This window comes from Micromonospora sp. NPDC049139, from assembly GCF_055586845.1.
Genome location: NZ_JBVJHK010000004.1, coordinates 81,778 through 105,708, shown reverse-complemented (window position 1 = coordinate 105,708; position 23,931 = coordinate 81,778). Strand labels below are relative to the sequence as shown.

19 protein-coding genes are annotated in these 23,931 nt (G+C 73.5%); 9 read left to right on the top strand and 10 right to left on the bottom strand.

The window, feature by feature from the left end; genetic code table 11:
• Positions 1-71: 71 nt before the first annotated feature.
• The gene (locus tag ACZ6Q9_RS09605; protein WP_393258433.1) at positions 72-740 is read left to right on the top strand and encodes a permease prefix domain 1-containing protein; all 669 of its coding nucleotides are present in this window, start codon (positions 72-74) and stop codon (positions 738-740) included.
• A gap of 74 nt (positions 741-814) precedes the next feature.
• Here the strand turns inward: ACZ6Q9_RS09605 and ACZ6Q9_RS09600 are convergent, their stop codons facing one another.
• Complete coding sequence (locus ACZ6Q9_RS09600; RefSeq protein WP_350703543.1) at positions 815-1,156, bottom strand: PadR family transcriptional regulator; 342 nt, start codon at positions 1,154-1,156, stop codon at positions 815-817.
• A gap of 117 nt (positions 1,157-1,273) precedes the next feature.
• On the opposite strand from ACZ6Q9_RS09600, the gene ACZ6Q9_RS09595 reads away from it, so the two are divergent.
• The 3 genes from ACZ6Q9_RS09595 to ACZ6Q9_RS09585 all read left to right on the top strand — a co-directional run bounded on the left by ACZ6Q9_RS09595 (position 1,274) and on the right by ACZ6Q9_RS09585 (position 5,938).
• Positions 1,274-2,212, top strand: a complete 939-nt coding sequence (locus ACZ6Q9_RS09595) for a DNA primase (RefSeq protein WP_396829023.1) — start codon at positions 1,274-1,276, stop codon at positions 2,210-2,212.
• Between the two features lie 40 nt (positions 2,213-2,252).
• The gene (locus tag ACZ6Q9_RS09590) at positions 2,253-4,586 is read left to right on the top strand and encodes a transposase (RefSeq protein WP_396829024.1); all 2,334 of its coding nucleotides are present in this window, start codon (positions 2,253-2,255) and stop codon (positions 4,584-4,586) included.
• A 128-nt stretch (positions 4,587-4,714) separates the two neighbouring features.
• On the top strand, positions 4,715-5,938 hold the full coding sequence (locus ACZ6Q9_RS09585) for an ABC transporter substrate-binding protein (protein ID WP_396829025.1): 1,224 nt from the start codon (positions 4,715-4,717) through the stop codon (positions 5,936-5,938).
• On the opposite strand, the gene ACZ6Q9_RS09580 is transcribed toward ACZ6Q9_RS09585, so the two are convergent.
• The 6 genes from ACZ6Q9_RS09580 to ACZ6Q9_RS09555 all read right to left on the bottom strand — a co-directional run bounded on the left by ACZ6Q9_RS09580 (position 5,907) and on the right by ACZ6Q9_RS09555 (position 16,577).
• Positions 5,907-10,937: a wHTH domain-containing protein gene (locus ACZ6Q9_RS09580; protein ID WP_396829026.1), complete on the bottom strand. Its 5,031-nt coding sequence runs from the start codon at positions 10,935-10,937 to the stop codon at positions 5,907-5,909. The two genes, ACZ6Q9_RS09585 and ACZ6Q9_RS09580, sit on opposite strands and share 32 nt — an antisense overlap.
• 5 nt (positions 10,938-10,942) lie before the next feature.
• Entirely contained in the window at positions 10,943-11,275 is a 333-nt protein-coding gene (locus ACZ6Q9_RS09575; RefSeq protein WP_393258422.1) for a Pepco domain-containing protein, read from the bottom strand.
• 202 nt (positions 11,276-11,477) lie between these two features.
• Complete coding sequence (locus ACZ6Q9_RS09570) at positions 11,478-12,071, bottom strand: GTP-binding protein (protein WP_091260490.1); 594 nt, start codon at positions 12,069-12,071, stop codon at positions 11,478-11,480.
• A gap of 1 nt (position 12,072) precedes the next feature.
• The gene (locus tag ACZ6Q9_RS09565; RefSeq protein ID WP_030329021.1) at positions 12,073-12,450 is read right to left on the bottom strand and encodes a DUF742 domain-containing protein; all 378 of its coding nucleotides are present in this window, start codon (positions 12,448-12,450) and stop codon (positions 12,073-12,075) included.
• A gap of 93 nt (positions 12,451-12,543) precedes the next feature.
• Complete coding sequence (locus tag ACZ6Q9_RS09560; protein WP_067370442.1) at positions 12,544-12,948, bottom strand: roadblock/LC7 domain-containing protein; 405 nt, start codon at positions 12,946-12,948, stop codon at positions 12,544-12,546.
• Positions 12,945-16,577: a sensor histidine kinase gene (locus ACZ6Q9_RS09555; RefSeq protein ID WP_396829027.1), complete on the bottom strand. Its 3,633-nt coding sequence runs from the start codon at positions 16,575-16,577 to the stop codon at positions 12,945-12,947. Before ACZ6Q9_RS09555 ends, ACZ6Q9_RS09560 begins: the two co-directional genes overlap by 4 nt.
• Before the next feature lie 191 nt (positions 16,578-16,768).
• Between ACZ6Q9_RS09555 and ACZ6Q9_RS09550 the strand changes: the two genes are divergently transcribed.
• The gene (locus ACZ6Q9_RS09550) at positions 16,769-17,374 is read left to right on the top strand and encodes a uridine kinase family protein (protein WP_393452842.1); all 606 of its coding nucleotides are present in this window, start codon (positions 16,769-16,771) and stop codon (positions 17,372-17,374) included.
• 21 nt (positions 17,375-17,395) lie between these two features.
• Here the strand turns inward: ACZ6Q9_RS09550 and ACZ6Q9_RS09545 are convergent, their stop codons facing one another.
• From ACZ6Q9_RS09545 to ACZ6Q9_RS09535, 3 genes are all read right to left on the bottom strand, one after another.
• Positions 17,396-18,475, bottom strand: a complete 1,080-nt coding sequence (locus ACZ6Q9_RS09545) for an adenosine deaminase (protein ID WP_350685434.1) — start codon at positions 18,473-18,475, stop codon at positions 17,396-17,398.
• Between the two features lie 161 nt (positions 18,476-18,636).
• Positions 18,637-19,050 carry a PPOX class F420-dependent oxidoreductase gene (locus ACZ6Q9_RS09540; RefSeq protein ID WP_357457332.1) on the bottom strand — a complete coding sequence of 138 codons (414 nt, stop codon included), beginning with the start codon at positions 19,048-19,050 and terminating at the stop codon, positions 18,637-18,639.
• Positions 19,047-19,253 (bottom strand): hypothetical protein, encoded by a 207-nt coding sequence (locus ACZ6Q9_RS09535; RefSeq protein ID WP_393452846.1) that lies wholly within the window; start codon positions 19,251-19,253, stop codon positions 19,047-19,049. The genes ACZ6Q9_RS09540 and ACZ6Q9_RS09535 overlap by 4 nt, the downstream gene beginning before the upstream one ends.
• A gap of 58 nt (positions 19,254-19,311) precedes the next feature.
• On the opposite strand from ACZ6Q9_RS09535, the gene ACZ6Q9_RS09530 reads away from it, so the two are divergent.
• The 4 genes from ACZ6Q9_RS09530 to ACZ6Q9_RS09515 all read left to right on the top strand — a co-directional run bounded on the left by ACZ6Q9_RS09530 (position 19,312) and on the right by ACZ6Q9_RS09515 (position 23,930).
• Positions 19,312-19,785 (top strand): MarR family winged helix-turn-helix transcriptional regulator, encoded by a 474-nt coding sequence (locus ACZ6Q9_RS09530; protein ID WP_357457330.1) that lies wholly within the window; start codon positions 19,312-19,314, stop codon positions 19,783-19,785.
• A gap of 115 nt (positions 19,786-19,900) precedes the next feature.
• Entirely contained in the window at positions 19,901-22,084 is a 2,184-nt protein-coding gene (locus ACZ6Q9_RS09525) for an MMPL family transporter (protein ID WP_396829028.1), read from the top strand.
• A complete protein-coding gene (locus ACZ6Q9_RS09520; RefSeq protein WP_396829029.1) occupies positions 22,081-23,298 on the top strand; it encodes a sensor histidine kinase in 1,218 nt (405 codons plus the stop codon). Before ACZ6Q9_RS09525 ends, ACZ6Q9_RS09520 begins: the two co-directional genes overlap by 4 nt.
• Positions 23,286-23,930 carry a response regulator transcription factor gene (locus tag ACZ6Q9_RS09515; RefSeq protein ID WP_350712079.1) on the top strand — a complete coding sequence of 215 codons (645 nt, stop codon included), beginning with the start codon at positions 23,286-23,288 and terminating at the stop codon, positions 23,928-23,930. Before ACZ6Q9_RS09520 ends, ACZ6Q9_RS09515 begins: the two co-directional genes overlap by 13 nt.
• The last annotated feature ends 1 nt before the right edge of the window (position 23,931 follow it).

Sequence of the window (23,931 nt, the reverse complement as noted above, 5' to 3'; positions counted from 1 at the left end):
GCCCCCACCTCCGGGTCGGGCCAGGGTTGCCCCGGAGGCCGCCCGGCGACCATCCGTGACAGGGTGGTGCCATGCGGTGCGACGACGCGACCATGGTGGAGGAGCGGCTGCGGGAGCTGGACGGGTGCCTGCGCGGGCCACGCCGGTTGAAGTCCGACCTGCTGACCGAGGCGCGGCACGGCCTGCTGGACGCCGTCGACGCGTACCGGGAGGACGGGCTGCCGGCGGCGGAGGCCCAGCGCCGGGCGGTGGCCGAGTTCGGCTCCGCGGCGCTGCTGGCCCCGGCCTACCAGGCGGAGCTGGCGGTGGGCGCGCTGCGCGGGCTGTCGCTGCGGGTGCTCGGGCTGGCCGCGGTCGCGTTCGTCGCCGGCGACCTCACCTGGCGGGGGGCGAGCTGGAGCGACGGGCCCCGCCCGCCGGCCGGCTACCAGATCCTGTCGGCCTCGGTGAACTGGATCTGGGTCGCCGCGTTCGTGCTGGCGGCGGTCGGGCTGCTGCTGGCCGGGGCCGGCCGGTGGGCGTTGCGCGGCAACGGCGCGGTCGGCCGGGCGGTGGGCGCGGCGCTGACCGGGGTCCTCGCCCTCGGCGTGCTGGCCGGCGCGGCCCTCTTCGCGTGGTCGATCGGGCTGTGGGAGGGCGCGCTCACCTGGCCGCCGATGCTCGTCGGGGCCGTGGCGGCCGCCGCCGGCTACGTGTGGCTCGGCCGGGCCGCCCGCACCTGGCTGCTCGCCACCCGCTGACCCCGCGGGCCGACCGCCCCGCCGAGCTACCCGCGATCGCGGTGCCGGCCGTCGGCGGGCCGGGCCGGGCGTCGTCAGGCGGGCGCGGTGGGTGGGGCGTCGGTGTCGAGGAACCGACCGACGGTGCTGCTGAACTCGCGCCACCCGGACCGCTCCCCGGCCAGCGCCCGCCGCCCCGCGTCGGTGAGCTGGTAGGTCCGCCGCTCGCGCCCGTTGACGGTGCTCCAGGTGCTGGCGACGTGGCCGGCCCGCTCCAGACGGCGCAGCGCCGGGTAGATGGTGCCGGTGGGCAGGTCGAGCTGGCCGTCGCTGCGGTTCCGCAGCGCCTCGATGATCGCGTAGCCGTGCATCGAGCCCTGCTCCAGCACGGCGAGCAGCAGCGCGTCGAGGTGTCCGTGCAGCGCCTGGGCCTTCATACGTAGAGAGGCTACTTGTTGGCGGGCCGCTCCGCCACCGGGGTGCGGCCACGGTCACCCGGAGTCGCCCACTAGGGTATGTGCCCAGAGTCACTCGTCGGCGGCGCACGCCGGCGGGTGGGCAACCCGAAGCACACGGAGGTCAGCGTGGCCCGCCAGTCGCCCCAACGGCCCGACGCCGACGAGCCCGAGCTCGACGACGTGGACGACACGGCCGAGTCCGACACCGCAACCGTCTCGGCCGAGGCCGCCCGCGCCCTCTGGGACGAGCTGCGGATCGACCCGGTGGAGATCGCGCTGCCCGCCGGCACCGGCTACACGCTCCGGGCGTACCGGCCGGCTCGGGAGCTGACCCCCACCGACGTCGCCGAGCGCGACCAGGACGACCCGTTCCTCGCCCGCCGCCAGGTCGTCGAGGAGGACGAGGACGACGAGACGGTCGTCATCCTCGACGAGGAGGTCGCCCAGGAGTTCGCCGAGAGCGACGAGGAGGACGGCAAGGCCCGCCGAGGCAAGGCCGACGACGAGGACGCCGAGGCGTCCGCCGAGGCCGAGGACGAGACGGGCGACGAGGAGGTCCCGGTCTTCCTCAGCCATCGCGGCAAGCTGCTGCTGTTCAAGACGCCCGAGTCGCTGGTCAGTTTCATCCGTTCCGGCGCGCCCAACGACCTGTCCCAACTGGACAGTTGGAGCGAGCTGTCCGAACGGGTGGAGCCGGCCGACATCGCGCCGCTGGACGAGGACATCTACGAGCTCGACCTGGTGGTGGAGAACCTCCGCGGCGGGCACGACACCTGGGACCCGACGCTGCTCATCGAGGCCGGCGAGGTGGCCCGTGACCTGGCGTACGCGCTGCGCCTGCCTGCGGTGCTGGACATGCTCTCCGCCGGCTCCAGCCTGGACGACCTGGACGAGGCGCTGCGCGCCACGGTCGACGGCGGCGTCGGTGGGTTCTTCGGCCGTCGGCGGCTGAAGAAAATCGGGGCACAAACCGCAAGTCTGGGTTGGCGCACCATTGTCGGCAAGATCTCTGCGGTCGTGGACTGGCGCGACTGACCCTTTACGGGGAGCATCAGTCTCTGGCAGAGAAAGCCTTGTGTCCCGGGAGGAGGACGACGCCGTGGCGCTCGTGCGCGTGTACTGCGGTCTGGCCTCGGCGGATCCGGCCGACCGACCGGCTTCGGCCGGTTCGACGCTGACGTCCGCTGTGGTCGACGACGCAGGCCGTCTGCTGCATGTCTGCGAGATCGGCGACGACCCGGCTGGCTACGCCCAGCTGGTCGCGCTGCTCGTGGAGCGGTCGGGCGGGCCGAGCGGTGCGGCGATCGCCGCCGACAGCGACGACCACACGGTCACCTCGCTGCTCAGCGCCGCGGGTCGCCCCCTGGCGATCGCCGACGACGACTCCGTCGACGACTTCGCCGAGCGGTTCGCCGACGACGACTCCCTGGAGGAGATGCAGTCGCCCCCGGCCGAGCGGCGCGCCGTCGGCCTGGCCCGCGCCCTGCAGGCCGGCGCGCTCTCCGCCGTCACCCTCCCGGCCCCCCGGGACCTCGCCGGATACAAGCAGGTGCTCGCCGCGCACGCCGCGCTGGCCAGCGGGCGACACTCCGCCGCCGTCGCGCTGCGCGAGGTGCTCCGCGAGCTCTACCCGGCCGCGTTACGCGCGTACCCGGACCCGGCCGAGCCGGTCTCGCTGGCCGTCCTGGACGCGCTGCCCGAGCCGGGCATGCTGAGCGGCCGCGAGGTCCCGGTCGCCGCCGACGCGATCGCGGCGCAGCTCGCGGCCGACGGAGTCGCGGGCGCCGAGGAGCTCACCGACGCCGTGACGGCCCTGCGGGTCGCCATCAGCGAGACGCCGCGGCGCGCCACGGTCAACCGCGTCCTCACCTCCGCCGTGGCGGAGACCGTGCGGCAGGCCGTCGCCTCCGTCCGGGCGTGCGACGCCGGCTGCGAGGCCCTGGTCGGCGCGCTCAACGCCCGCGCCGGCACGCCCGCCGCGGCGGCCCCCGGACGTCGGGCCGCGGCCCGACGCGGCGAGCCGGTCGGCGACCTGCCCGGCCTCGCCCCCACCGGAGCGGGCGTGCGTCCCGTCCGGGCCACGGAGCCCGAGCCGGCCCCGTCCGGCGGTCGCCGGAGCCGGCCGGAACCCGTCTCCGGCGCGACGCCGCCCCCGGCGCCCCGGCCACTCGGCCCGCCACCGGTCGCCCCGGCGCCCGTCGCGCCGCCGCCGGTCGCCCCGGCGCCGGTGACCCCGGCCGCGGTGGCCGGTCCGCCCGTCTCCGCGCCGCCCTCGGCGCCGAGCCGGATCGACGGCCCGACCAACCGCCCGGTCTCCGCGCCGCCGCCCCCGCCGCCCGGCATCACCCCGATCGCCCCGGCACAGCGTGGCACCGTGCCCCCGGCCGAGGCCGGGGAGCCGTTCCGGCCCACGCTGACCACCGCGGCGATCCAGAGCGCCCGCGCCGAGCGGCAGCGCACAGTGATCCCGCCCCGGCCCAAGACCACCGGCGAGCCCCCCGCGCCCACGGGTGGCTTCAGCGCCACCGACCACAGCGTGCCCGTGCCCACGCCGCGGCCCGACCAGGAGTCCGCTCCCCCCGGGTCCCGGGCCAACTGGCCACTGGTCAACAACCCGGAGGACCCGTCCGACAGCCCGGCCAAGAACCCGGTCGCCGGCTCCTACGGCGACCGGGGCGGGAGCGGCATCGACGCGCCGACCGACCCGGGCGCCGAGCGTCGGGTCACCCCGCCCTGGCTCGCCGACGACCTGCCCCAGGAACCGCCGATGCTGCGCCTCGTCGAGCCGCCGCCGCTGGCCGACCGCGCGCTGCGCGGCGGGCCGGCCCAGGCCGCGGACCCGGAGACGCCGCCGCTGCGGCTGGTCGACCGCGAGGAGCCCGGACGCAACGGCCGGCCGGCCCCCCGCGCCGAGCGCCCGGTGGCCGAGCACCGACCGGCGCCGCCGGTGGAGCGGCGGCCCCCGCCGGTCTCCGACGAGGGCGACGGCGACCTGCTGATCTTCGCCCAGGCGAAGTCCGCCTGGTTCGTGGGGCACGCCGAGGAGTCCGACCTGGACTGGTCCACCACGGCCGACACCGGCTGGCAGGCCGCCGAGCAGGCCGCCCGCCCGGCGGTCGGCGCGGAGACCCCGGCCGGGCTGCCCAAGCGGGTACCGCAGGCCAACCTCGTCCCCGGGTCGCCGTTGCGAGACGAGCGTCCGCTACGGATCGTCCGGGATGCGGCGAGCCTCGCCGAGAACACCACCGGCTACTTCCGCGGCTGGCGCCGCGGGCAGGAGATCGGCGGGTTCGCAGTCGGCGGCCGACCCGGCCGGGAGGCCGCCGGGGGCTGGGACTTCAGCCGCGACACCGGCGACCGCGACGACGACCGGGAATACGAGTACCGCTCCGCCGGCTACCGCTCCTGACCGGGAAACCGCCTTCCACCTGCGTGTTCCTGCCCACACCCGGGTAATTTGACGCCGGGTCGCGGCGGCCGGGAGCATACCCGGCGGAACAGCCGGCGGCAGGGGTCGCCGGGGCGGGAAGGCGACTCGTGGCGACATCGGCAACCAACCCCTCCGTGCTCACCCGTCGCGGCCTGCTGGCCGCGACGGCGGGCAGTCTGCTGCTCAGCGCCTGCGGGCGCGGCGATGCGGCCGAGGGGGATCCCGTCAGGACGGCCACGCCGGGCGGTCAGGAGCTGCTGATCGGGGCCAGCCTGGAGCTGACCGGGCCCGGTGCCGCGCTCGGCGTACTCCAGCAGCGGGCGCTGGACATCACCGTCGAGGCGCTCAACGACAAGGGTGTGCCGGTCGGCAACCTGCGCCGCACCGTACGGCTGGAGGTGCGGGACAACGCCGGCGATCCCCGGCTGGCGGCCCGGCAGGCCACCGAGCTGGCCCGCGAAACCGGCGTGCACGCCCTGCTCGGCGGCACCATGGCCGAGACCTCGATCGCCCTCGCCGAGGTGGCGCAGCAGCAGCGGGTGCCGTTCCTCTCGCTCGGCTTCGGCGACGGCATCGTGCTGCCGCTGCCGCAGCGGACGTACGCCTACAAGCTGACCCCGGACGCCGGTGACATGGCCCGGCGGCTGGCCCGGCTGGTCGCCTCGCAGCGGCTGCGTCGGGTGGCGGTGCTGGCCGCGCACGGGCTGCACGGCGACTCCGGCGTACGGGCCATGACAGGGGCCCTGCGGACTGCCGGGGTGGAACCGGCGGCCAGCATCCGGCTGCCCCGCACCGGCGAGGAATTCCGTCGCGCCGCCCGCTCGACGGCCGCCGCCCGCCCGGACGGCGTGGTGGTCTGGGCGACCGCCCCGGACTCCGCCGCCGCCGTCGGGGCGCTGCGCCGGGCCGGTTACGACGGGCCGGTGTTCCTCGACGCGGGCGCGGTCGCCGAGGAGACCCTGGAGGGCACGAACGCCTCCCTGATGGAGGGTGCGTACGCGGTCCACCCCGTCTCGCTGGGCGGGGCCATGCTCGCCAACACCACCATGTCGGCGCTGCAGCGCAAGGACTTCGTCTACCGCTACGTGCAGCTGCACGGCGGGTTCAGCGGCTTCGCCCCGTACGCGTCCGACGCCGTGCAGCTGATCGCCGACGCGGCCCGGCTGTCCACCAGTGTCGACCGTGGACGGCTGCGGGCGTTCCTGCAGAACCAGGTCACCGAGGGGATGGTGGGGATGTACTCCTTCACCCCCATCCGGCACGGCGGCATGGACCAGGGGTCGCTGGGCCTCTACACCGTCAGCTCGGGCGCCTGGACGCGGGTGTCCTGACACCCGCGTCCAGGACGGCGGTATAGCGCAGGACGACATCCGGCGCCCGCATCCCGAAAAGCTGCAGCCGGTCACAGACCTCGACCAAACTGAGCTCCAGTTCCTGCGACAACTCCATGACGTGCCGCAGCGGAACGGCCTTCTCGATCGTCCATCCGTCCCGACCGAAGTCGAGGGCCAGGATGCGGGCGTCGATCGAGGAGATCCGTTCCGGCAGGGCCGAGGCGTCGTCCGGGCGGAGCCCGAAACGGTCGATGTGCTCCACCACCGTGGGTACCGGAAGGCCACAGCGGTCCGCGGCGACGGCGATCGCGGTCACCGAGGTGGGCGGGCAGTACTGGCGTATGCCGTCGAGCGCCACGACGATGGCGACGTCGTCACGATCCGGCACGTGTGCCGAGAACTCGTCCCCAGGAAGGGTGAAGCCGAAGAGCCTCAGGCGCCGGGCGACCTCGTCCAGTCCCAGGTTCGCGCGCTGTGCGGCGCGGAAGATCCGCAGCAGCGGGGGGCGTCGCGCGACGACCGGCCTCGTCCTCGCGGTCGACCCGCCGATCCGTTGGCGGACCGTGACCGGCTGGGCGGCCGAGACCTCAAGCGCGCTCTCCACGATCGCCCTGTCCTCCGCGGAGAGCGCCTCGGGGATGGACGCCTCCGCGGCGGTGAGGCCCAGCGCTTCCAACGCCGATCGGACGTACGCGAGGTCGACGTTCAGCTCCGTCATGGCCGCGAGCTGCCGTGCCGCGGTCACCTCCCGGTCCACGCGGAGCCACGTCGTGCCGCCCGGCCGCAGGACCTCGACCAGTTCCCGCTCCGTGAAGCGGGCCAGGCCGTCGACGTCGGACACGCGGAAACCGAGGCCGACCAGCTCGGCAGCCACCCGCCGCAACGACATGCCCAGGGTGTACGCCGCGCGCACGACGCAGGCGGAGGGAATCGGACGGGCCGGGTCGACCTGATCGGCGTAGTCGGCCCCGCCCAGCAGCGTGATCGTGGACTCGCTCCCGATCGCGTGCAGGGACGACAGGTCGGGCGTGTGGAACCCGAGGAGGCGGAACCGCTCCGCCACGTGGGCCAGACCTGTCCCGGTGACGGCACTCGTGCGAATCAGGTGGGTGAGGGGGATGAAACTCCCTTCCTCGAGCCAGGGCCCCACTCCGTCGCGGTCCTTGCTGAGGATCACGAGACCGTCGTCCTCGAAGCCGACGGGAAGCCCGCGCAGGTGGTCGACCGAGAAACCGTACCGTTCGAGCCGGTCCACCACCTGGTCGATCGGCAGACCCAGCTTTCGCCTGAGGAGCAACACGTGCCGGTAGGGCACCGGCTGGGTGAGTTGCAACCACCCCGTCCTGTCCGACTCGTGGAGGCCCAGGATCCCCAGGTCCTGCTCCCCGACCTCCTCGGGCCAGCGGCTGACGTCGGGCACCGTGAACCCGTACGCGGCGAGCATCGCTGCCACCTCGGCGACGGGTATCTCGTTCGTCACGGCATGCCGCACGATGTGGCCGGGAGGCACCATCTCACCGTGACGGAGCCAGCCGGAGCGGCCCCTGGCCGCCAGCAGCGCGACGTCGGTCGGCGTCGGCAGCTCGGGCAGCGCCGCGGCGTCAGGCACCTCGTAGCCGAGCACGGTCAGCCGGCTCGCCAACTCTCGGGGGCTCCGGCCGGTGAGCGACGAGACCAGCGCGAGGTGACCGAGCGGAACGGCGGTGGCGTCGCTGAGCCAGTCCCGCGAAGGATTGTCGATGTAGTCGTCGTCGACGCCGAACTCGTCCTCCTCGCCCATCAGATGCTCCGGACGCGACACGGAGGGGTTCGTCGACAGCAGGTGCACGTCGCTCGGCAGAGCCAGCGGCACCTCCTCCTCGGCCGGCACGTGGACACCCGCGACGTTGCCACATTTCGCCCACGCCGCGAGGCGCCATGCGAGCAGGGGCTCCGGCAGCGCGGGCAGCGCCGGCCGGTACGAAAGGCCGTCGACGCTCGCGGCTTCCTGATCGGTGAAGAAGACCCGACGGTCGACGGGGAAACAGCCGACGATCCGGATGTCGTTCGGCATCCCCCCGATGCTCCAGGCCTCGACGGGGGTCGCCAGTGCCTTGGCGAAGGCCAGATCCGCCAGGCGGGGGTTGGTCAGGGCGAGTACGTTCAACCACTCGTACGAGAAGACGGACGGGTAGGAGGAGACGAGCGCCTCCAATTCCTGTTCGAGGAGTCGACCGACCTCTTCCGTGTCGTACGAGAGCATCCGTTTACGGTCGATGGTGAGCTGTGGAGCAGCCGGGCCGGTCAGATTGACGACGGCGCCGTAGATGGGCTCGTCGACCCACAGCCCGTCCGCGACCACGCCGCCCATGGCGTCGCACCACCAGACGGACGCTGTCGACGTCTCCGCGACATCGATGTCGTTTTCGCGCTCCCTGGCGTTCGATTCGATCGCATCGCCCGAAAGCTGGCCCGCCGTCCAGGCGAGGGCAGCGTGCGGCTCCGTGACGGTGACATCGAAGTCGGAGATCCAGAGGTTGCGCCGAAGGAGTTCGACGGGGGACGGCTTGGCCGCGCCGGGGCGCAGGTAGAGCCGGACCGTGGTCCCGGTTTCGTACCCACGGCCCAGGTCGGTCACCCGGAACAGCGATCCCGGCCCGGCGATCTGCACCTCCAGCCGGTCACCGGGTATCCCGGAGCGACGCAACCGACAGGTCGAGATGCTGATGTCGTCGGCCAGCATGAAGTAGCTGAGTACACCGATCCCGAACCTGCTGTTCGGGTGCAGCTCGATGCCGTGCCGCTTCCACTCCGCCTGTTCCTCGATGTACTCCGGCAGGTCGGCGAACCTGACTCCGGCGTGGGAGAACACGTCCCGGAGTTCCCGGACACCCATCCCGATGCCGTTGTCGGCGCATTCGAGGTACGCCCGGCCGTCCGCGTCCTCTCCCAGCCGGATCGAGATCCTGCCCTGCCACTGCGGGACAGCTCGGCCTTCTCGACGGAGGAACTCCAGCCGTGCGGTCTTGTAGCGGCAGGCGTCGAGTGCGTTCTGATACAGCTCGCGAATGGCCAGCGCGGGGTCGCCGTAGAGCTGCTCGCCCATGAGCAGTTCCTGGATGCGGTCGTCCGCGAGATGGAAGCGCAGCCCCGTCGAGTCGTAGAGTCGGCGACCGTCGGGGCCGCTGACCGCCCTGACCCGATCGCTGGCGGCGTGTGTGGGCATGTCCATGAGCGGGGCGAGCAGCGTCGCACCGTCCGTCTGGGTGTCGATGGCCGCCAGCAGCTCATCCACCGCGCCGACATGCTCTCTGAGGGCGACATCGACTGCCGGGTGGGTGCACTCCGCAGCGAGGGTGCGGGTGCGTCCCCGCGCCTCCCAGGTTGCCGCACGGAGGGTGGCGATCACGTCCTGCGGCGTCACGCCCTGCGTGACACCCAGGTGGTCGGCTATCACCTCGGGTAGGGAGGTCGCCTCCACGGCGAACCGGTGCGCCGCGACGAGCAGGTAGCCCAGCAACTGCTCTCGGACCGGTTGCTCACACTCCGTCGCGCTGGCCACGTAACGGCACGCCGGCAGGTCCTTCTCCTCGTCGGGAGAGCTGATCGACCACACGTTGGACCGGAGCGCCCGGAGCATCCGTACCAGGCTGGCCGAGGAGAGGACCTCCTCGAGCACCGCGCCCTCGGGCTTGCCCGTGGGGACAGCCACCCCGGCGAGCGCCGTGACCAGCTGCGCGTCGTAGCAGTGGGGCTGCCGGGTCAGCCACCGGTGGAAGACCCACCACCTGATGCCACGAGCGGCCTCGACGTCCCCTGACGCGGCCAACCGGGCGGCTCTTCGGACCAGTCGTCCATGCGTGTGGAAGAAACGCCGGAAACGCTCGCGCACGGGATCGTCGTCAGGCACGTCGAGCTGGCCGGGAACGGTGGTGGCCGCGAGCACCGCCGCGTTCCGTGTCCAGAAGGCCTCCTGGAGGAAGGGGAAGGCGACGAGATAGGCGGCCTCGGCCGCCGAGAGCGCCAGCTTGTCCGCGTTGAGCACCGTAGCCAGAAGCCAACGCACCCGTGCCGTCATGCGAAGGCTGAAGTCCGGATCGATCCAGGGGTCGTCAGCCAGCGCCGAGACGTCGGGGGCGTGCACCTCGGCCAGGTGGCGGATCAGCTCCGTGGTGGCCTCCCGCAGATCGACGGTGTCGTACCGTTCGGCCACCCTGTCCCACGCGATGTGTTCGCGAACGGCCACGACCCAGGGATGCTCCCCGCCCAGCCCCTTCTCGACCCGAGCCGGCCGCAGTGCGATGCGTATGTCGTCGGCAGGCTCGCCGATCACCCTGATCCGCTGCCGTGGGCACTCGAAGTCGGCGGTGAGCTTGTCCAGCGCCTCCTGGATCGCTCCCACGATGCCGTCGAGCGTCGCCGGCGCCTGCGGGTCTCCGAGCACATGGCTGAAGGCCCGCGAAAAGAGACTGAAGGCGGTCGGGCCGTCGCTGACGTACCGAGCACGCTCACCGGGCGAGCACGCGTACAGGTAGGAGATGCGGCGCTCCGCCGCCATGAGCGTCTTCCGGCGCGACCACTGCGCGGCGCTCGCAACCCCCTTCTCGCGTACATGGATGCCCTCACGGCAGGCGTCGACCACGACGACGACGTCGCCGGCCCGGCTGCGCTCGACGTACCGATCGAAGTTGATCGGCACGCAGCGTTCGGCGAAGTTGTACGAGCGGGTCGGCGCGCCGGACGGAACGAGGAAATCCATTCCGTCGTTGTGGACACCGTGGCCGCTCAGAAAGATCAGGATCGTGGCTCCAGGCGCGGCGTCGGCGAGGAAGAGTTCCACCGCCGAGTCGATACTCTGCGCGTCCGTCGCGGAGCTGTCGTGCAGCTCAGTCTGGTAACCCGCGTCCTCGAGCGCCCGGCGCACCTCGATCAGGTCGTCCTCGACGAACGGAAGGTCGACGATGTTCTCATCGCGGTAGCGTGACACCCCGATGAGGAGCGCCTGACGCTCGGGCACCACGGTCACCTGCCGAAGGTGAGGGTGATGGCACCTTTCCCGCCCGATTGCAGAGAGGTGCCGAGCAGGGCGAACTTCCCGGCGGCGGTAACCTCGAAGCCGACCTGCACCTCCTTGAGCGAAATTCCGTCGGTGTGGGCGGCAAGCTCCTGGAACAGCTCGCGCAGGTTCCCAACCGTCTCCTGAAGCTGCGCCTTGAGTGCCGCCACCGGGATCTGGCAGAGGGCCGGCTCGTCGCCTCGGCCGAAGATCGCCTTGTCGCCGACGGTGGTCGCCGTGTCATCGAGACTCACCAGAAAGGTCAGGGTGGGCGCGGTCGCGCCTGCCTCTGCGTGCATCAGGACTCCGATCAGGACAGTGGGCCGTGCCACCTCGTCGCGGGAGTCCTAAGCCTAGTCAGACCCAACAGGTTTGGGGCGCTCCAATGAGGACAGCCGTTGCACCCGACGACCACAACGCCGCCAAGTCGTCTACCGACAGGCGGGCAGCGACGAGCGCCCGGCGACGGCCGAAGCCGACGCCGGGCGCTCGTCGAGCCGATCAGGCCGGGGCAACGGCGCGCGAGCGCCGCATGGTGAGCACGTACTCGACCAGCGAGATCAGCACGTGCTTCGTCGACTCCCGGTTCCGGGCGTCACAGGCCACCACCGGCACGTCGCTCGAGATCGCGAGCGCGTCCCGGACGTCCTGCGGGTCGTGGTACTGCATCCCGTCGAAGCAGTTGATGGCCACCAGGTACGGCAGCCGCCGGTGCTCGAAGAAGTCGATCGCCGCGAAGCAGTCGGCCAGTCGGCGGGTGTCCACCAGCACGACCGCGCCGATCGCGCCGCGCACCAGCTCGTCCCACATGAACCAGAACCGGGTCTGACCCGGCGTACCGAACAGGTACAGGATCAAATCGCGGTCGATCGAGATACGGCCGAAGTCCATCGCCACCGTGGTCGTCGTCTTGCCCGGCACCTGCCGGGTGTCGTCGACGCCCACGCCGGCGGAGGTCATGATCGCCTCGGTCGTCAGCGGCGTGATCTCCGAGACCGAGCCGACCAGCGTCGTCTTGCCGACGCCGAATCCACCGGCGATAACGATCTTCGCCGACGTCACGCGCCCGCTCGGGGCCGGCGGCCGGTGCGACATGTCAGAGCCTGCGAAGTCCACTCAGCACCCTCTCCAGCAGTTCAGTGCCCACCGCGTCGTCCGAGTCGTCCAGAATGGTCGGCTCGTGGACCGCGACCAGGCCGTCCGTCGCCATGTCGGCGATGAGCACCCGGGCCACACCGAGCGGGAGCTGCATCCGCGCCGCGATCTCGGCGAGCGACTGCACACGTCCGTCACACAGCGCGGCGATGTACTGGTGCTCGCGGCCCTGGCCGCCGTTGCCATTGGCAGCGGCCCGGCCGCGCACCGTCGTCTCGACGAGCGCCTCCAGCGCGATGTCGAGACGGGGGCGGGTACGACCGCGGGTCACGGCGTATGGACGGACCAACGCTCCGGTCGGTTCGTCACGATCGGCCATGTCGCCGCTCACCTCCTTCGTACCCGGCACCGGCTCCGGATGGAGCCCGTCGTTGTCGTTGCCGCCCCGCCGACCTCACCGGTCAGCAGGTCGTCAACCCAGCATGCCCGCGGCCGCACGCGGCTGCGGGGTCAACGCGTCGCCCACCCGGTCGACCAGCAGGGCCATCTCGTAGCCGACCTGCCCGACGTCGCAGCTACGGGCGGCGAGCACCGCGAACGACGAGCCGTCCGAGATGGACATCAGGAACAGGAAGCCGTTGTCCATCTCGACGACCGTCTGCAGCACCGCGCCTCCCTCGAAGCAGCGGGCCGCGCCCTGGGTGAGGCTGACCAGGCCGGACGCGATCGCGGCCAACTGGTCGGCCCGGTCACGCGGGAGGTCCCGAGACGACGCGAGGAGCAGGCCGTCCGCGGAGACGGCGACCGCGTGCGCGACACCGGGCACCCGGTCCGCGAAGTTGGCCAGCAGCCAACCGAGATCCTGCGTAGTTGTCATCCTTCTTGCTCCTTCTGCCTGCTCCCGGCCACCGGGCCTGAGCCAGACTGCGAGGATTGCTGCCCTCCCGGAGTCGCCTCCGGGTTGGTCGGGTTGCTGTCCGACGGGGACGTACGCCCCCGCTGCACGCCCCGGTGGTATGCCGAGAGCAGGCCACGGACACCCTCCGGCGTGCGCCGCTGCACGGAGGTGGTGGGCTTCTCCACCGCGCCCGGCACCAACTGTGCCATGGGGGTGCGCTTGGGCAGCCCCGTCGAGGTGGTCGCCGCCACGGGTACCTCGGTCGCCGCCGAGGCCGCGCGCCACCCGTCGTCGGCGGCGGTCTGCCAACCAATGCCCTGCTGCGGCGAGGGCCGGCGATGACCGAAGCTGTCGGCGACACCGGGGCGGGCAGCCCCGTTGACCGTCGATCCGTTCTCGCTCGGCGCTCCTCCGGCCGTCGGCTTCTCTGCCATCGGTGCGTTACCTGTCCCGGGTGGTGTCTGCTGCGGGCCCCGGCCGCCGGCGTCGACCCGGGCGAACTGCTGGGTCGCGGCGCCGTTGGCCGCCGTCTTCGCGGCGGGCGCTGCCGCCTCCTCCGGGCCCGGCCGACGGGTCCGGAACCAGGCCGACTCGAGCTCCCGGAAGATCGGCAGCTCCATCGTCTCGTCCGCGTACCGCTGCCGGTTCTGGGCCTGCTGCGGGGCGGCCGGCCGGGCCGGCGCGGCGGCCGGCTCCGGCTCCGGCGCCTGGGCGGCCGGGTGCTCCGCGCCGGGGCGAGGCACCCGCGGCAGCTCGGTGGTCATGTCCAGCGCGGCGGCGAGGCGCTCGGGCACCGGCGGGGTCACGGCGTCACGCTCCGCCCCGGCGACCGGCGGCCAGGCCGGCGGTGCCGGCGCGGCCGGGCCCTGCGCGCCGGGGACCGGGCGCTGCGGCAGCGGGCCGCTCGGCGGCGCCGAGACCGGCGGGCCGGAGAACGGCGCGGCCGAAACCGGGTGGCCGGAGACCGGCGGGCCGGAGAACGGCGCGGCCGAGACCGGGTGGCCGGAGACCGGCGACGCCGAGACCGGCATGCCGGAGACCGGCGGGCTGGACACCGGGGGCGCGGAGTAGGGAATCGGCGGGGTCGACACCGGCGGGCCCGCGTAGGGCGCCGGCGGCGCGGAGATCGGCGGGACCGGCGGGGCCGAGTACGGCCGGGCCTCGGGGCTGCTGGGCAGCTGCCGCGGGACGGCGGACTGCTGGCCGGTCGCGTCCGGGTCGTCGCTGGACCGCCGCTGCGGCAGCGGGTCGATCGGCTGGCCGTTGGAGGTGCGCGGCCGGAATGCCTCGCCGTTGGTGGTGCCGCTGGCGCCGGTCAGGTCGGACCAGGCCGGCATGGACCGCGTCCCACCCGTCGAGGCCGACGTGCCGGCCCCGTTGCGCGGCGCCGGGTCGAACGGCCGGCCGCCCAGGGTGACCTGGTTGCCGGACTCGCCGGGGCGCTGGGTCGGCGTCGGGTTGGCCGGGCGGCTGCCGAGCGCCGGCAGCGCCCCGAAGGCCGGGGCGGGGCCGGACGACGGCCCGCCGAACGCCGACGCGGGGCCGGAGGACGGCCCGCTGAACGCCGACGACGGGGCGCCGGAGACGGGCAGGGCGGGCGACGACTGCGCGCGGCCGGAGAGGGCCCGGGGTACGAGCACCGACGTGGGCATGACCACCTCGGCGACGGTGCCCCGGTCGGTGCCGGGACGCAGCTCGACCTTGACGCCGTGGCGGGATGCCAGCCGGGCGACCACGACCAGGCCCATCATCCGCGAGACCGCCACGTCCACCTGCGGCGGCGTCGCGAGACGCTCGTTGAGCTCGTTGAGCTGCTCGGAGCTGATGCCGATGCCCCGGTCCTCGACGTAGAGCGACGCGCGGTCGCCGACCCGGCGGGCCTCGACCATGACGTGCGAGTCCGGCGGCGAGAACGCGGTGGCGTTGTCGAACAGCTCGGCGACCAGGTGCACCAGGTCGTTGACGGCGTGCGCGGCCACCTCGATGTCCCGGTCGATCACCCCGAACTCGATCCGGGTGTAGTGCTCGACCTCGGACTGGGCGGCCCGGAGCACGTCGATCAGCGCGGCCGGCTCGCGCTGCACGCGGGTGGAGTCGGCGCCGGCCAGCACCAGCAGGTTCTCGTCGTTGCGGCGCATCCGGGTGGCCAGGTGGTCGAGCTGGAACAGCTCGGCCAGCCGGTCCGGGTCCTCCTCGCCGCGCTCCAGCCGGTCCAGGTGACCGATCAGGCGGTCGACCAGGATCTGCGACCGGCGGGCCAGGTTGACGAACATCGTGGCGACGGACGCGCGCAGCGCGGCCTGCTCGGCGGCGGTGCGGACCGCCTCCAGGTGCACCGCGTTGAACGCCTCCGTCACCTGGCCGAACTCGTCCTTGCTGCGCACCGGCAGCGGCTCGGCGATCTGGTTGGCGAGCTGCACCGGGGAGAGCTGGCCGGTGACCTGGGGATCACGCAGCCGGGCCACCGCCTGGGGCAGGCCGTACTGGGCGATCGAGAGGGCGCCCTGCCGCAGGTCGCGCAGCGAGCGGGCCATCGAGCGGGCGACCAGGTAGGCGAAGAGGATGGCCAGCAGCAGCATGCTGAGCAGCAGGCCGGTCTCCAGGAACACCTGGCGCTGCACGTCCGAGCGCAGGTCGTCGGCGACCGCGACGACGTCGCCGTCGATCTTCGACTCGACCGTGCGGATGAGCTTGGCGTTGGCCACCATGGCCGCGTCCCACTCGTCCGCGTCGAACGGCGCGCCGGTCAGGGTGTCGGCGGTGGTGATGCCGTTGAGCCAGCTGTTGTAGGTGTTCGCCTCGCGCAGGTCGGGGCCGGCGACCACCTGCGCGTAGTACTCCTGCTCGGACTGGGAGGCCACCACCCGGAAGCTCTGCAGCCACTGGCTGGAGCCGGTGCTGGCGGCGATGTACTCGTTGCGCAGGTTCGGCGTGAGCCGCTGCTGGATGAACGCGCGGTGCACCACGTCCCGGCGGCGGGACAGGAACTCCTTGTTCCGGGCGGTGGCGGTCGCGGCACGCATCTGGTCGCTCAGCTCGTTGTCGCCGGCGAGTTGGGTGGCCGAGTCGCGGACGCTCAGCAGGTTGTCGATCAGGCCGTCGTACGCCTGCATCGCCGGGACGAGCCCGAGCTTGCCGTTGAAGACCTGGCTGCGGGTGCCGGGAAGGTCGGTCAGGGTCTGGTCGATCTCGCCCAGCAGGGTCTCGAGGTTGGCCGGGAGGTCCTCGACCTTGCCCCGCTGCTGGGAGTACGGCCCCCATGCCTTGTCGACCCGGCCGTTGGCCTCCTCGTACGCCTTCTTGAAGCGGGCCGCGTCCTGGCCCTTCGGCACGCCCAGCAGGCGCAGCGCGTTGGTCCGCTCGTCCTGGAGCGTGTCGACCAGGTCACCCGAGTAGCCGACGAGATTGGCCAGGTCACCGGCCCGGTTGGCATTGTTGAGGGTCTCCAGGTGGTCCACCAGACCGCTGGTGCCCACGACGACCGTGGCGATGGTCGGCACGATCATGATGAGACCGAGCTTGGACCAGATCGGCATGTCACGGAGCCGGCCGGCCGGCCGGCGCAGCCGCGACAGGAAGGAGCCCGCCGCCTTTGGCCGTTTGCTCACGTCACCGCCCTCGCGATTAGCGTCCGCGTCGCCCTCGGGCAACGCCCAGCGGCCGACCCGGCGGGTCGGACCATCCGAGATTCCATCACGCTACCCCTGAAAGAGAAAGCCCAGGTTGGCCGTCACTCGAGGTGTGATGAGATGTTGATGCAATTTGATCGCAGTCCGTCTGGCCGGAGTCACTGAAGGTAATGGATCACCCCCACCGCGTTGTCCTGCTCGCCGGCCCCTCCGGCTCGGGAAAGTCGTACATAGCCCAGCGAACCGGCCTCCCCGTGCTCTGCCTGGACGACTTCTACAAGGACGGCGACGACCCTACGTTGCCGCGACGCGACGGCCTGGTCGACTGGGAGTCACCCCGGTCCTGGGACGCCGAAGCGGCCGTGGAAACGATTGCCTGCCTGGCCAGGGAGGGCAAGGCCGATGTGCCGGTCTATGCGATCGGTGAGGACCGCCGCGTGTCCACCCGGCCATTCGACATCGCTGGTTCGCCACTTTTCGTTGCCGAAGGGATCTTCGCTGCCGACATCGTCGAGGAGTGCCGCCGGCGGGGGCTGCTCGCCGGGGCGTACGCCCTGCGCCGGCCGCGCGGCGCGACCTTCGTCCGCCGGCTGGCCCGCGACCTCGCCGAGCAGCGCAAGGCGCCCCGGGTGCTGGTGCGCCGGGGGCTGACGCTGCTGCGCAGCGAGCCGGCCGTGCTGCGCCGGCAGACCGGCCTCGGCGCGGAGGCCGCCCGGGCGGGCGAGGTGTTGCGCCGGGTGGCCGGCCTGCTCGCCGGCCACCCGCACCGCCCCTGACGCCGGCCGCGCGGCCCGCGCTCAGCCCAGCAGCTTGGCGTACGCCGGCTTGATCACCTCGTCGATGATCTTCAGCCGCTCGTCGAACGGGATGAAGGCGCTCTTCATCGCGTTGATGGTGAACCACTGGAACTCCTTCCAGCCGTAGCCGAAGGCGTCCGCCAGCAGGGCCATCTCCCGCGACATCGAGGTGCCGCTCATCAGCCGGTTGTCGGTGTTCACCGTCACCCGGAAGCGCAGGTCCCGCAGCAGCCCGATCGGGTGGTCGGCGATCGAGGCGGCGGCGCCGGTCTGCACGTTCGACGACGGGCACAGCTCCAGCGGGATGCGCTTGTCCCGCACGTACGCGGCCAGCCGGCCGAGCACCGGCTCCGGGCCGGGTGTGATGTCGTCGACGATCCGCACCCCGTGGCCGAGCCGGTCCGCCCCGCACCACTGGATCGCCTGCCAGATCGACGGCAGGCCGAACGCCTCGCCGGCGTGGATGGTGAAGTGGAAGTTCTCCCGCTGGAGGTACTCGAAGGCGTCCAGGTGCCGGGTGGGCGGGAAGCCGGCCTCGGCGCCGGCGATGTCGAAGCCGACCACCCCGGCGTCCCGGTGCCGGACGGCCAGCTCGGCGATCTCCTGCGACCGGGCGGCGTGCCGCATGGCGGTGAGCAGGGTACCGACCCGGATGGGGGTGCCCGCCTCGGCGGCCAGCGCGCTGCCCTCGACGAAGCCGGCCAGCACCGCCTCCACCACCTCGTCCAGGGTCAGGTCCCGCTCCAGGTGCTGCTCGGGGGCGAACCGCACCTCGGCGTAGACCACCCCGTCGGCGGCCAGGTCCTGCGCGCACTCCCGGGCCACCCGGCGCAGCGCCGGCGCGGTCTGCATGACGGCGACGGTGTGCGCGAACGTCTCCAGGTAGCGCTCCAGGGAGCCGGAGTTGGCCGCCTCGACGAACCACCGGCCGAGCGCCTCGGGGTCGGTGGTGGGCAGCTCGTGGCCCGCCTCGGCGGCCAGCTCGACGATTGTCGCCGGCCGCAGGCCGCCGTCGAGGTGATCGTGCAGCAGCGCCTTCGGGACCTTGACGATGTCCTCGTAACGGATTGTCGCGACCATGCCCAGACCCTAGTCGGCCCCGCCCTCCCGGCCCACGCTGCCGTACTCGCAGAGCCAGACCGAGAGGCCCCAGACCGCGCCGGCGACCGGCGGGGGCCGGGGTCACGCGTCCCGGGAGGGCGCCCGTGCCACGCCGGCCCGACCGGGCGACGCCGCGTCGGTCAGGGGCGCCAGCCGTAGAGCCGGTCGACGGTGAGCCGGAGCACCAGCCGGCCGTCGGCGACCATCGCCGCCCGGTAGTCGGCCCAGTCGGGGTGCTCGCCGCGGATCCGCCGGTAGACCTCGACCAGTTCCTCGACGGTGGCGTCGTCGGGCGCCGCCGCCGGCGGGGTGAGCGCGGCCGTCCCCTCCGCCACGGCGTACGCCCCGCCGTCGGCCGTGGTGACGTGGAAGCTGACCCGGGGGTCGCGGCGCAGGTTGCGCACCTTGGCCCGGCCGGCGGTGGTGGAGCACCGGATCAGGCCGGGCTCGGCCAGGTAGTCGACGTTGGAGAGTTGCGGTCGGCCGTCTCGGCGCAGGGTGACCAGCACGCCCCGGCCGCGTTCGCCGAACAGCTCCCACAGCCGGGCGGTCACGCCGACACCCGCAGCGGGGCGCGGGCGGCGGTGAGCCGGGCGGCCTCGTCGAGGGGCAGCCCGGTCCGCTCGGCGAGCCCCTGGTGCAGCACGTCCCGGGACGCGAGGCCCAGGTCGGCGCGGACCATGAGGGCCACGCTGACGCCGGACAGCACGAGGCCGGTCAGCAGCCGGACCAGCCGGCCGGGCAATCTGGTTGACATGTCACGCACCCTAGGAGCGGGTTGATGACATGTCAACCAGATGGCTACGATGACCGGCATGGAGCAACCACGCTGGCTCGACGACCGGGAGCAGCGCGCCTGGCGGGGCTACCGGCGGATGCGCCGCCTGCTCGACCTGGAGCTGGCCCGCGAGCTCGCGCGGGACGCGGGCCTGTCCGAGCCGGACTACGACGTCCTGTCCGACCTCTCGGAGACCCCCGACCAGCGGCTGCGGCTCAGCGAGCTGGCCGACCGGATGCTCTGGTCCCGCAGCCGGCTCTCCCACCACCTCACCCGGATGCAGCAACGCGGCCTGGTCACCCGCGAGGAGTGCGCGACGGACGGCCGGGGCGCGGTCGTCGCGCTCACCCCCGAGGGCCGGCGCGCGATCGAGGCCGCCGCCCCGGGCCACGTGGCGGCCGTCCGCCGGCACCTCATCGACCTGCTGACCCCCGACGAGGTCGCCGCGCTGGACGCGCTGACCCACCGCGTGGTCGACCACCTGACCGGGATGGACCGGGCCCGACGGTGAACCGATGGTGGTGCAGGCACCACCATCCGACCGGCGTGCGCGCACCATCGAAGTGACCCGTCCGGCTGCCTAGCGTCAGCGGCATCACCAGAAGCCGACGTGGGGAGAGTTGCACGTGTTCACGACATTGGCCACGGCGGTGGTCCGGCGTCCGGGGCGGGTGATCGCCGGCTGGCTGCTCGCCATCGCCGCGCTGACCGCCGCCACCTTCGTCGTCTACGGGCCGGAGGGACCTCGGCCCGCCGACAGCCAGGCCGAGTTCCTGCCCGACCGGTACGAGTCCGCGCGGGCCACCGGGATCGGATCCCGGATCTTCCCCGAACCGCCGGGCAGCAGCGCGGTGCTGGTCGTCCGACGGGCCGACGGGGCGGCGCTGACCGCCGACGACAGCGCCCGGATCGACCGGCTGCCGCAGCAACTGCGGGTCGTCGGCGTCACCGGGGTGACCGCCGGCGCGACCGCCCCGGACGGACGGCTACGCCTGGCCGAGGCGCGCCTGCCCGACGCCGCGCACGCGGAGCCGACCGTCCAGACGGTCAAGCGGCTGCGGGCGGCCACCGACGACGCGCTGGCGGGAACCGGCCTGGTCGGCGGCTGGACCGGGCAGGCCGCCGGCGCGGCCGACAGCTTCCTGCTCGACATGATCGTCCACGGCACCATGATGCTGGTGATCCTGGTCCTGCTGCTGGTCGTCTTCCGCAGCCCGGCGATCGCGCTGCTCAACCTGTTCCTCGTGCTGCTGGTCGCGCAGGCCGCCGCCGGGCTGCTCGCCCTGGGCGGGAAGGTCTTCGGATACGCCCTGGACGCCTCCACCACGGGCCTGCTTCCGGTCGTGCTGCTCGGCATCGGCACCGACTATGCCGTCTTCCTGCTCTTCCGCTACCGGGAACGTCTCCGGGCCGGCGACGACCGCCGTACCGCGATGGTCCACGCGGCCAGCCGGATCGGCGGGGTGGTCACCGTGTCCGCGCTGGTCGTGGCGGTGGCGTTCGGCGCGCTGGTGCTCTCCCAGCTCGCCTCCTTCCAGGTGCTCGGCCCGGCGCTGGCCGTCGCCGTCCTGCTCATGGTGGCCGCCGCGCTGACCCTGTTCCCCGCGGTCTACTCACTGCTCGGCCGCCGGGGCTGGTGGCCGGCGAAGCTGGTCACGCCGGGTGGCGGGTCGACGCCCGGCCACGACGGCGACGAGGCGACCGGGCGGTCGGCCCGGACCGCCCGCCTGGTCGCCCGCCGGCCGGCCCGGGTCGCGCTGGCCACGGTCGCCGCCCTCCTGCTGCTCGGTCTCGGCGCGCTGGCGCACAAGCCCAGCTACGAACTCGACACGCTGCCGTCCGGCTCCGAGTCGGCCCGGGCCCTGGAGTGGCTCCGCTCGGGCCTGCCCGCCGGGACGCTCTCCCCGACGGTCGTGTACCTCACCGGCGCCGGGGTGGACGCGGCCACCGCCGAACGGTTCGCCGCACGGCTCGCCGAGGTGCCGATCGTGGCGGCCCCGGGCGGGGTCGAGATCGAGGGGGACGTGGCCCAGGTGCGGCTGCTGCTCACCGAGCCGCCGTACTCGCAGCGGGCGATGGACGCGGTGGAGGACCAACTACGCCCGGCCGCGCACGCCGCCGCACCGGCCGGCACCCGGGCGTACGTCGGTGGGGAGACCGCCACCTTCGCCGACATCCGGACCGTGCTCGACGAGGACCTCCGGCTGATCTTCCCGGTGGCCGCCGGGCTGATCGGGCTGCTCCTGCTGCTGATGCTGCGCGGCCTGCTCGCCTCGCTGGGCCTGCTCGCGGCGGTCGCGCTCGGCTTCGCCGCCACCCTCGGCACCAGCGTGCTGGTGTTCCAGGTCATCGGCGGCCAGTCGGGGCTCAACTTCCAACTGCCGCTGGTCGTGTTCCTCTTCGTCACCGCGATCGGGACCGACTACAACATCCTGATGATCGCCCGGTTCCGGGAGGAACTGCGCGCGGGACGGCCGCCCCGTCAGGCCGCCGCGGAGGCGGTACGCCGGGCCGGCCCGGCGGTCGCCGCCGCCGGGGTCATCCTGGCCGGCAGCTTCGGGGTGCTCGTGGCGTCGCCGATGCTGGCCCAGATCGGGCTCGCCGTCGCGGTCGGCGTGCTGATCACGACGTTCGGGCTCTCCTGGCTCCTGGTGCCGGCGCTGGCCGCGCTCACCGGTCGGGCCGCCTTCTGGCCGGCCCGTACCCGCCCCGGGCCCGGCCCCGCCTCCCTGCCGGGCGTCACGCCGGAGGCCCGACCGGTCCCCGCGCCGACGGGGGATGCGGTGCGAGCTGGGACAATGGCCCGATGAGCGGGGTGCGGCGGGCATGGCGGGAGATACACCAGTTGGCCGTCGCGGCGGGGCTGGCCGGGGCGGGCATCGGGTTCGCGCTGGCCACGCTCCTCACCGCCGGGCTCAGTCTGCTCGGCGTCGGCCTGCCCCTGCTCGACCGCACCCTCGCCGGCACCCGGACGCTGCTGGACCGGCAGCGCCGCCGGGTGCCGGGCCCACCGGTCCGGTCCCCGTACCGGCCGGTGACCGGCGGGCTGGCGGCCCGGTTGCGGACGGCGGCCGGGGATCCGGCCACCTATCGGGACCTGGCGTTCCTCTTCGCCCACTTCTGCCTCGCCCCGGTCGCCGTGGTGCTGGCCGTGGGGCTCTGGCTCGGCGTCGCGCAGGGCCTCGCCCTGCCACTGATCCACACGGTGGCGCCCGGCGCGATCGACAACTTCCTCGGCCTGCCGATCGACTCGCTGCGCAACGCCGCGCTGGCCGTGGTGCCCGCGCTGCTGATAGGGGTCGGGGCGTACTGGCTGCCCCGGGGGCTGCTCCACCTGGAGCACCGGCTGACCCGGGCACTGCTCGCGCCGACCGCCCGGGCGGCCCTCGCCGAGCGGGTGGAGGAGCTGGCCGACACCCGCGCCCAGACCGTCGACGCCCAGGCGGCCGAGCTGCGCCGGATCGAGCGCGACCTGCACGACGGCGCGCAGGCGCGGCTGGTCGCGATGGCGATGAACCTCGGCCTCGCCGAGGAACTGCTGGCCCGGGACCCGGAGGCGGCCCGTGGGCTGGTCACCGAGGCCCGCTCCGCCGCCGGCACCGCCCTGTCCGAGCTGCGCGACGTCGTACGCGGCATCCACCCGCCGGTGCTGGCGGACCGGGGGCTCGCCGGGGGCGTCGCCGCCCTCGCCCTCGGCGCGCCCCTCCCGGTCGACCTGGACGTCGACCTGCCCGAGCGGCTGGCGCCCCCGCTGGAGTCGGCGCTCTACTTCACCGTCGCCGAGCTGATCACCAACGCCGCCCGGCACAGCGGCGCGGCCCGGGTGGCGGTGCGGCTGCACCGGGTCGACGGCACGGTCCGGCTGACCGTCTCCGACGACGGTCGGGGCGGCGCCGACCCGGCGCGGGGCACGGGCCTGGCCGGCATCCGGCGGCGGCTCGCGGTCTTCGACGGGCGGGTGCGGATCAGCTCCCCGGACGGTGGGCCTACCGTGGTCGACGTGGAGCTGCCGTGCGCATCGTGATCGCCGAGGACCTGGTGCTGCTGCGCGACGGGCTGATCCGGCTCTTCACCGCGTACGGTGACGAGGTGGTGGCCGCCGTGGAGACCGGCGACGACCTGCTCGCCGCCCTGCTGGAGCACCGCCCCGACGTAGCCGTGGTGGACGTCCGGCTGCCGCCCGGGCACACCGACGAGGGGCTGCGGGCGGCGCTGGCCGCCCGCGCCCGGGTGCCCGGCCTGCCGGTGCTGGTCCTCTCCCAGTACGTCGAGCAGCTCTACGCCCGGGAGCTGCTCTCCGACGGCGCGGGCGCGGTGGGCTACCTGCTCAAGGACCGGGTGGCCGACGTGGCGCAGTTCGTCGCCGCGGTGCACCGGGTGGCCGGGGGCGGCATGGCGATGGACCCGGAGGTGGTCTCGCAGCTGCTCGCCCGGCCGGCCCACGCCGCGCCGCTGGGCCGGCTCACCCCGCGCGAGCACGAGGTGCTGGCGCTGATGGCCGAGGGCCGCTCCAACGGCGCGATCGCGCAGCGCCTGGTGGTCACCGAGAAGGCGGTCAGCAAACACATCAACTCGATCTTCACGAAGCTCGACCTGCGCGACTGCGACGACGACCACCGGCGGGTCCGCGCGGTGCTGACCTACCTGGACGCCTGAC